A 2,369-nucleotide genomic window follows, 5' to 3' on the forward strand; every position below is an offset into this window, starting at 1 on the left:
GGTGGCCTATTTTTTTACCGGTATGTGGTACAATTTTAGAATAGCATTAACATATTGCTCGATTCCAATCATTATTGATTTCCTCCTTTGGTTTTGTTATTAAGGCCGAACATCTATAACGGTACAAGCATAGGCATCACCTCCTTGTTAGGAGTCTATAAATTAAACATTATAAAATAAAAACACCCATTTGGGTGTTCTTGATAAAGTATGTCAATATTGTCATTAATTTTAATTTTACAATTATGCTACTAACAGAAATTTATTTCTTATTTTTCTGTACTTAATAAACTAATTTTTCCAATCGGTACCATCGGATTACGTAATTAGTAGCTTAATATTCAACAATAAGCTATTCCGATTTCAATATTTTCGCTATAATACCATCAATGCAATCGTCTTCATCAAGGCAAAACACATTCTTCGCTCTGCGTTCCTGCTTGCCTTTTCCCCACCACTTTTTTTCTCCATTCAAAAGAGAATTGAAGAAATCAATGGCATATCGTCGTTTAAGAATATCATGCTGTTTCTGATTGTAGTAATTGCATAAGCAACTATAGCAAGCAGTATCAGCTTCTTCACCACCACATGTGCATCCGTTTACAACTTGGGCTCCTGCTTCTAGCATGCCTATAAAAGTCGATATATCTCTCAACTGTCTAACATATCCGGCTCCACCAGGAGTATTATCAAACAAAACAAAACTATAGTTACCTATGTCTGAAAATTCATTGTTACGGAACCAATGCAAACATCCTGACAATTCATTTCTATCTATACTTAGATGTCTGCAAAGTCCCTCAAGAAGCGAGTAGAGTACAGTCCATGCGACATCGATTTCTGTAATATTTTCTGAAACGAACTTCAATAGTACAACATCCGTTTGAAATTCGTGTCCAAGAGAATATGGGTAAAGTATTTTGTTGCTGCAACGATAACCGTCTGGCTTGTAATGGGCATACTCCTTAGCTAAATCAGCATCATTATCGTATAACTTACCATATCCACAGACCTTACAAATATAAAAATTAGAAGTATTCAGAACAGCAAGCTCATCCATTTTACTGGTTCCGATAATAACTTTTTTTCCGCAAACTGAGTATGTATTCGACTCAATCCGAGTACCATCTCCTATGTATGATATTGAACCCTTATATGTGCGTTCCGGCTTTTCTGTTCCTGCATCTTCTGGCTCTCCGTTTTCCATGATAAAGCCGAATTTAGGTATAACATACTTTTTTATCTTCTTTGGTAAACTATGCCCACACTGCTTGCATTCTTTAGGAATATCTTCAACCCAAATAACTCTAATTAATGTATGACAATTTTTACATATAACATACTTATATTCCGGCCATGCAAATCCGCTAAGAACACGAACATACCGGCTAGTAATCAGCTTACCGTCTGCAACAACCTCTGACTCTGGTGCATATTCTGATATTGCTGTAAAAAGGTCCCTGTCCAAACACAATGAATCTAATATTCCACCTTTTCCAAAACTCATCAATTCCACTGTATCAACAGGAAACCCGTATTTAGGAATTATATTGTTACGAGATAAAAATTCAATTATCTCTTGTTTTCTAATTGTATTAATAGAATTACCAATATCCCTTATCTTCCTGCTCAATTCACGATCTTCCTTGGAACCGGGTTCAACCTTCTTTTGTCTTTCAGTACAGTCTATTCTGGCTTTTTCAAGCTCCTCTATATCAGAAGCATACCTTTTCATTGCTATAACAAATACTCCAGGATTATTAGGATCATTAAGAAACAATTTACTGGTCCAGCCGTAAGTGTTAATTTCATAATGCTTCTGCAACTCAGGACTTAAAACATTGCATAAATACTCTTTAAGATCTTCAGGATGAGATTCAAGATATTTTTTTAATGCATTTACTCCATCCGCATCAAAAAATTCACCGATTGTCCTTTTGTATAGTTCCCGATACTTTCTCCAAAAGAAAGAGAATGCCGATGCAAAAATATGACGCAAAGCAATTTTCTCATTATCTACATTAAATGAAGGTGGTTGGATGGTTCCCTTAATCATAGATACAGGATCTTTAAAATAGTTCTGATCGTGTGAGCTATTAGGGCAGTATGTCAGAGAATACGCTGCAGACCTTGAACTTCTGCCTGCCCGACCTGCTCTTTGTGCATAGTTAGCCGGGGAAGGAGGCATATTACGCATAAATACAGTTTCAAGGGTACCAACATCAACACCCATTTCAAAGGTAGTTGAGCAACTCAGTACATTAATTCGTTTTTTCTTAAAATCGTTTTGATAAGAATATGCTTGTTGACTGCCTAACTGAGCGGTATGCTCCTTAACAAGCAAGTCGTTAATGTTCAGATTGTGATAG

1 protein-coding gene is annotated in these 2,369 nt (G+C 36.0%); it reads right to left on the reverse strand.

The features are described from left to right. Positions 1 to 352: 352 nt before the first annotated feature. A partial coding sequence (locus PLH43_RS13585; RefSeq protein ID WP_324364006.1) for a helicase-related protein occupies positions 353 to 2,369 on the reverse strand: 2,017 nt, incomplete at its 5' end.

This window comes from Acetivibrio sp., from assembly GCF_035371925.1.
Lineage (GTDB): Bacteria > Bacillota > Clostridia > Acetivibrionales > Acetivibrionaceae > Hungateiclostridium.